The organism is Pseudomonas fragi, from assembly GCF_002269505.1.
Classification (GTDB): domain Bacteria; phylum Pseudomonadota; class Gammaproteobacteria; order Pseudomonadales; family Pseudomonadaceae; genus Aquipseudomonas; species Aquipseudomonas fragi_D.
Genome location: NZ_NQKQ01000030.1, coordinates 53,995 through 60,586, shown reverse-complemented (window position 1 = coordinate 60,586; position 6,592 = coordinate 53,995). Strand labels below are relative to the sequence as shown.

At 61.9% G+C, this 6,592-nt stretch carries 5 protein-coding genes; 2 read left to right on the top strand and 3 right to left on the bottom strand.

Features of this window, described 5'->3' with window-relative positions:
- Positions 1-487: 487 nt before the first annotated feature.
- The gene (locus CJU81_RS20795; protein ID WP_095038070.1) at positions 488-1,831 is read right to left on the bottom strand and encodes an amidase; all 1,344 of its coding nucleotides are present in this window, start codon (positions 1,829-1,831) and stop codon (positions 488-490) included.
- A gap of 13 nt (positions 1,832-1,844) precedes the next feature.
- Positions 1,845-3,176: an MFS transporter gene (locus CJU81_RS20790; RefSeq protein WP_095038069.1), complete on the bottom strand. Its 1,332-nt coding sequence runs from the start codon at positions 3,174-3,176 to the stop codon at positions 1,845-1,847.
- Between the two features lie 213 nt (positions 3,177-3,389).
- Here CJU81_RS20790 and CJU81_RS20785 point away from each other — a divergent pair, with 213 nt between their 5' ends.
- The gene (locus CJU81_RS20785) at positions 3,390-4,418 is read left to right on the top strand and encodes a LacI family DNA-binding transcriptional regulator (RefSeq protein ID WP_095038068.1); all 1,029 of its coding nucleotides are present in this window, start codon (positions 3,390-3,392) and stop codon (positions 4,416-4,418) included.
- Between the two features lie 8 nt (positions 4,419-4,426).
- Here CJU81_RS20785 and CJU81_RS20780 read toward each other — a convergent pair whose 3' ends face one another.
- The gene (locus CJU81_RS20780) at positions 4,427-5,260 is read right to left on the bottom strand and encodes a helix-turn-helix transcriptional regulator (protein ID WP_095038067.1); all 834 of its coding nucleotides are present in this window, start codon (positions 5,258-5,260) and stop codon (positions 4,427-4,429) included.
- 128 nt (positions 5,261-5,388) lie between these two features.
- Here CJU81_RS20780 and CJU81_RS20775 point away from each other — a divergent pair, with 128 nt between their 5' ends.
- The gene (locus CJU81_RS20775; RefSeq protein WP_095038066.1) at positions 5,389-6,582 is read left to right on the top strand and encodes an MFS transporter; all 1,194 of its coding nucleotides are present in this window, start codon (positions 5,389-5,391) and stop codon (positions 6,580-6,582) included.
- Positions 6,583-6,592 lie beyond the last annotated feature (10 nt).

Here is a 6,592-nt window from a genome sequence, read left to right as displayed (position 1 = left end):
GAATGCCCCTCACAGAAGGCCGAACGCAGGTGCTGTTATGGGGGTGGCGCGGCAGGACGCCGCGCCAGCCGCGATGGGCCATGGATGGCCCGTCGCGGCGTGCCCCCATAACAGTGCCGGAGTGAGGGCACCGGCGAGCCTTGGCGAGGCGGCCGTATGGCAGGGCAAGGCCTTTTTGCTTACTTTTGTGGCTGTTTGACAAAAGTGAGCCGCCGTAAGGGCGGAACCCGTAGAGAGCCGTGACACATCGAATGGATATGTACTCGATGTTTAACAGGGGTAGCAGGTACATATCCGGCATTAGCGTCCAACTGAAATATTGGTTTCGCTCTTACAGCGAGTCACTTTGCAAAAGCGGCAAAGTAACCCAAGCGCTTTCGCCCCATCGTACGGCCTCCCGATGGGGCGGGCAGATCAAGATCCGAGGCGGCCGACCTGTTTGGGGGGATTAGCGAACACCACAAATTCCTTTTGGAAGCGGACCTCATCAAAGCCTGGCCATTTCCTGCAACAGTCGATCATCCTCGCCAATGGCGGCAATCACTTGCAGGCCTACCGGCATGCCCCGCACCTGCCCTGCCGGCAGGCTGATAGCAGGCAGGCCGGTGAGGTTCCAGGCACTGGTGTGGCTGAGCACGGCGGCGCGTACATCAATGCTCTGCCCCCCTACCCGCACTTCACGCGCATCAACCGCCGTCGCGGTGATCGGCACGCTGGGCGACAGCAAAAAGTCGAAGTGCTCGAAGATCTGCGCCATCGCCGCCTTGAATTGCGCCTGGGCCGCCTGGGCACGGATGTATTGCCAACCCCTGACCTCCTGCGACAATTCGAGGCGCTCACGCACTTCCTGATCGAACAATTGCGGCGCTTCGAGCATGCGTTCGGCATGCACGTCATAGGCCTCGGCACGTTGCAGGGTCAGCAAGGTGTCTTTCATCGCAGCGGCCAGCGGCGCCAGATCGCCGACTGGCTGCAACGCATCGCCAAACATCTGCAGGGCAACATGATAGACCTGCCGGTCTACCTCAGCATCAACCGGGCCAAAGCTGCCCGCGCTGATCCAGCCCACCCGCAATGGCCGGGCTTCGGGCGCCGGCGCAACCTCACGCGCAGCGATAACTTCGAACAGCAAACGCGCATCCTCGACGTTGTTGGCGATGGGCCCGACATGGTCGAGGCTCGACGACAACGGAAATACCCCTTCGAGGGACACGCTGGCAAACGACGGCTTGAAGCCGACCACTCCGCACAAGGCTGCCGGGATTCGGATCGAGCCGCCGGTATCGGTACCCAGCGCCAACGGCACCATGCCGCTGGCGACCGCCGCCGCGCTGCCGGCGCTGGAGCCGCCGGTCATGCAGCGACTGTCCCACGGGTTGCGCGCCGCGCCTTGCAGCGAGCGGTCGCCAGTCGGACCGTAGGCGAATTCGTGGGTCAGGGTCTTGCCGACAATCACCGCCCCGGCTTCGCGCAAGCGCTGCACGCACAATGCATCACAGCTGGGCCGATGCCCTTCAAAATGCGCCGAGCCATAAGTGGTGACGTAGTCGAAGGTGTCGATATTGTCCTTGACCGCCACCGGTATGCCCTGCAGCAGTCCCAGGTCAACGCCTTGGGCAAACAGTTGGTCGGCCTTGCGGGCCTGGGCCAGGGCTACGGGGGCGTCGACCTGGACAAAGGCGTTCAGGGTCGGGTTCAGCCGCTCGATGCTGTCCAGGGCGGCCCGGGTCAGCTCGATGCTTGTCAGGCTGCCCGCGCGCAGGCGTTCTGCCAGCGCAACAACCGATTGGCCGCAAAAATATCCAGCATGGGAAGGTTTCACCAGGCTCATGCAAACAACTCCATCAAACAACGGCGGGAATAGGTGAAGAAACGGTCTGGCGACCGCCCGGGCGCACCATCAACATGGCGCTCATGCCCAGCGCCGTGGCCACTGCAGCGGCCACGAACATCGACGAGTAGCCGTAGCGAACGGTCAGGTAGCCGGTGAGCATGGGCGCGATAAACGATGCGGTGTTGGCAATAAAGTGGGTCATGCCGCTGTAGGCGCCCACGCGGTTGGACGGTGCGGTATCGATCACCACAGCCCAGTAAACCGAATTAGGCAGCGCGTTGAGGGCGTTGGCCAGGGTCATCAGGGCAATCACGCCCCACACGGTCTGGGCCTGTGACACCAGAATAAAACACAGCGTGGTCAGCAACAGGCAGGTCGCGGCCAGCCAGCTGCGTGCCACTTTCAGGTTGCCGGTGCGACGCAGCAACCAGTCGGAAATCTTGCCGCCCAGCAGCACGGTGAAGCAGGCACCGGTCCACGGGATCATGCCCATGTACCACAGTGAAGAGAGGTTGTAGTGGAACTCGTCCTGCAGGTACTTGGGAGTCCAGGTCAGCAGCAGGAAGGTTACGTAGACAAACGCGAAGTAACCGACGGCATTAAGCAACAGGTCGCGGTTTTTGAAAAAGTGCCAGACCGGCGCAACGCTGGTGGTCGGCGTCGAGGCATTGACCGCATCAGCACGTTCCTTGCGCAGGAAGTCCAGCTCGGCCTTGGACACTCGCGGGTTTTCATCAGGCGTGTTGGTAAAACGGGTCATAAAGAAAATCAGCAGTGCCAGGCTGACCACGCCCAGCACGACAAACATGCTGCGCCAGTCGCCCGTCAGGGTTTGCAGGCCGACAGCCACCGGCGCGGTGAGCAATGCGCCCAGCGGGGTGCTGAGCAAGCCCACCGACACGACAAAGCCGCGCTCCTTGGGGGTCGCCCAGTTGGCCACGCTCTTGTTGATAACCGAGTACGCCGGGCCTTCGGCAAAACCGAACATGACGCGAATCGTGGCAAAACCGGCCATGGCCGAGCCGCCGAGGAAGGCCAGGCCGAAATCACCGGCAAATGCGGTAGCGATCTCGAAGATTGACCAGGTGGCACCGGCAATCAGCCAGATGCGTTTAGCGCCAAAACGGTCGGCCAGAATGCCGCCGACCAATGCGCCGAGGATGTAGCCGTAACCGAAGTAACCCAGGACATTGCCCCAGTCGGCCTTGTCGAAACCGTACTCGGGCAGGATGCTCGCCGATGCGTAGGCAATCGCACCACGGTCGATGTAGTTGAGCAGTGCCATCAGCATGATCAGGAAGAAAATCTGGTAGCGAAAAGACGGGATTGCGGGGCTGTTCATAGGGGATCTGACTCTTCAAATGATGGCAGAAGTCAAAAAGTCGGCCGGTGTCGGCGTATTTTTATTTTTTTACCCAAACGTTTGGGTTGGCGAAATGTAGAGCCGCAAAAAGTTTTAGTCAAACGTTTGGGTCAAAATTAAATTCCGGGCTGACGGCCCCGGTTCGGGTAGAATCCGCGCGCTAAACAACGGATCGCCGGAAGCCTTGCAAACATGCCAAACCCACCTCGCCCCGCCACCCTGAAGTCCATGGCAAGCGCACTTGGCATTCACGTGTCGACGGTGTCGCGAGTGCTCAATGGCGACCCCGCCGCAGTCGAGCGGGCCGCGTCTGCCGAGGTGATCGAGCGGATTCGTGCACTGGCGAAAGAGCTGGATTATCGGCCGAACACGCAGGCATCCAACCTGAAATTGCGTAAAAGTCAGGAAATCTGCGTACTGATGCCGCGCCTCACCGACCTGGTGATGGCGACCATTTACGACAGTATCGACAGCGCCGCCGAACAGGCCGGCTACCTGACATTTGTGTCCAATACCGATGACCGCCAGACACGCCAGCTGGCCCGTGCCGAGCATGCCTTGCGCCGTTCGGTGGCCGGGCTGATTGTGGGCGACTCCCATGTGGGGGACTCACAGCCCCTGCTCGACCTGCTGACACGCAAGCATATCCCGTATGTGCTGGTGAGCAGGCAGATTGCCGGGCATCTGCTGGCCGGCAGTGACGATGAGCTGGGCGGCTGGCTGGCTGCAGAGCATCTGTACCGCCAGGGCTTTCGCGATGTGGCCATCCTGGCGGGCGAACGGCATGCGTCCACGGGTGCCGACCGTACCCGCGGTTTTACCCATTATTACCGCGAGCAGGGCATCACATTGCGCCCGCAATGGACCCTCAACGGCCCGTTTGACAGCCTGACCGGGCACCAGCAAGGCGAATACCTGCTGGGGCTCAACCCGCGACCGCAGGCGTTTTTCGCGGTCAACGACTTTCTCGCCATCGGCTTGATGGGCGCGGCGCGGGACAAGGGCCTGGTACCAGGCAAGGACATTGCCGTGGTCGGTTTCAATGACATCCCGCTGGCCAATGAACTGACCGTACCGCTGACCAGCGTGCGCCTGCCGCTGGCCGAGATGGGCCAGCATGCCGTGCAACTGCTGCTCCAGCGCATCAAGGGCGAAGCCTGTGAATCGGTGATTCTGGCCCCGCAGCTGCAGGTGCGGGCAAGTTCCTCACTGCTCGTATAAGTCGCCGCTCAGCCCTGCAGCCAGGCCTCAAACCGGCTCTGCTCCGGTGATTGCGGACCGGGCGCGTAATACACCAGATGCAAATGCCGGTTGGTGTCGATGGTCAGGGTCGCCTGCTCAAAAGGCACCCGCCCCACTGACTCGATATTCAAATGCCGGATACCGTGGCTCGAGCCGTGGATGTCGTTGCGGTGCCACCAGTGCTTGAACTCGGCACTGACCTTTTCCAGGCTGCGCACCAGTTCGCCAACATCGCTTTGCGCCGAAGCATGGGCAAAGCCCCGGCGAAAGGCGCAGAGCAACTGGATGGCCTGCTCCTGCCAGGGGCACAGCAGCACGCGCATGCGCTCATCGGTAAACAACAGCCACAACAGATTGCGTTGTTCAGGGGGCCTGGCGGCAAAATCGAAGACTTTATCGGCTGCCGCATTCCAGGCCAGTACATCCCAGCGCAGATTCAGCACATAGGCAGGTCGCAAGGGCATGTCAGCCATCATGCGATGGATCACGGGCGGCACCACGCACCAGGTTTGCGCCTGTTCGGCAGGCGCCCGCTGGTAGGTCAGCAAGTACAAATGCCGGCGCTCGGTGGCATCCAGTTTCAAGACCCGGCACAGGCTGTCGAGAAACGCCGTCGACACACCAATGTCGCGGCCTTGCTCAAGCCAGGTGTACCAGGTCAGCCCCACTCCCGCCAACGCAGCGACTTCCTCGCGGCGCAGCCCCGGTGTTCGCCTGCGCCCGCCAGCGGGCAAACCGGCCTGCTCGGGGGAAATACGCTCACGACGACTGCGCAAGAATGCCGCCAGCTCATCGCGGGTGCGTTGCAGTGTTCTGCCCATAAGGCTGTTACTCCCTGTAATAGCATAAATGGTTGATATTGTAACAATTAGCCGCCTACTAAAGAATCCAGCGCGCCGAGGCTGGCGTGACCGTTCCCGCCCAGCCCATTTCGCACAGGAAGATTCTCATGTTCAGGACAACTCCCCCTTCGGTCTACTGGCTCGCCCTGGGCGCATTTGCGCTGGGCATGGCGTCCTTTGTCACGGCGGGGCTGATCCCCATGATCGGCCAGGCGTTCAACGTGGAGGTTGCGGTGGCCGCGCAACTGGTGACGGTTTTTTCCCTGGCTTACGGGATTGGTTCGCCTGTAGTGGTGGCCCTTTTGCCCGCCCACCGGCAACGGTTCGCAATGCTTGCGGCCCTGGCAGTGTTTTTGCTGGCCAATGTGGCCAGTGCGCTGGTCGATGATTTTGTCGCTCTGCTGGTGTCGCGGGCTTTTGCCGGGCTGGGGGCCGGGGTCTATCTGGCAACTGCAATCGCCGCCAGCAGTGCCGTCGCCCTGCCCGGCCAGCGTGGCCGGGCGATCGCCATGATCATGACAGGCATGGCCGCAGGCACCGTTCTGGGTGTGCCTTGCAGCCTGTTGCTGGCCGAGCGGGCGGGCTGGCAGGCAGCGCTGTGGTTGATAGCCCTGCTGGCGGGCGGTGCATGGCTGGGGCTGGCGTGCAGCCCTGTGCGGCTAGCGGCCGGGCCACAGATAGCCATCAGCAGCAGACGCTTGCTGCTGAGCGATCGCAAGGTCATGAGCATCCTGCTGGTGTCATTGCTGGCCGCTGTCTCCAGCCTGGGGATGTACACCTTTATTGCGCCGCTGCTGGGCGATCCCGAGTTCGGTGGCATCGATAACATTGCCCCCTGGCTTTGGGCGTGGGGCCTTGGCGGCGTTGCGGGCAGCTTCCTGATTGCGCCGTTGGCGGAACGCATCGAAGGCCCTTTGCTGACCTTGATCATCCTGCTGATTCTGGCCACTGCACTCTTGCTGCTGCCACTGGCCGCTGCGCTGTCGCCCTGGCTGGCGATGCTGGCGATTGCGCTGTGGGGCTGTGTGGGCTGGGCCCTGCAGGTTCCACAAAACAACAGGTTGATTGCTGAACGCCAAGCCCAGGGTGACAGCAATCTGGCTGTGGCCTTGAATGAATCGGCACTCTATCTTGGCAGCGCCCTGGGTGCGGGTGCGGGCGGCTTGCTGTTGGCCCTGCCCGTCTGGACGCTGGCACTGAGTGCCGGCGCAGTAGCGCTGCTGGCCGCGCTGGTGCAGTTTTCAAGCCTGCGCATACCCTCTTCCGAGGCACTTGAAACGGGCATCGGCAACAGCAAATAAATCACCCTGC

Excerpts from the sequence above, each read along its gene's own strand:
- CJU81_RS20785 (WP_095038068.1), top strand. The coding sequence starts at position 3,390 with ATGCCAAACCCACCTCGCCCCGCCACCCTGAAGTCCATGGCAAGCGCA.
- CJU81_RS20790 (WP_095038069.1), bottom strand. The coding sequence starts at position 3,176 with ATGAACAGCCCCGCAATCCCGTCTTTTCGCTACCAGATTTTCTTCCTG.
- CJU81_RS20795 (WP_095038070.1), bottom strand. The coding sequence starts at position 1,831 with ATGAGCCTGGTGAAACCTTCCCATGCTGGATATTTTTGCGGCCAATCG.
- CJU81_RS20775 (WP_095038066.1), top strand. The coding sequence starts at position 5,389 with ATGTTCAGGACAACTCCCCCTTCGGTCTACTGGCTCGCCCTGGGCGCA.
- CJU81_RS20780 (WP_095038067.1), bottom strand. The coding sequence starts at position 5,260 with ATGGGCAGAACACTGCAACGCACCCGCGATGAGCTGGCGGCATTCTTG.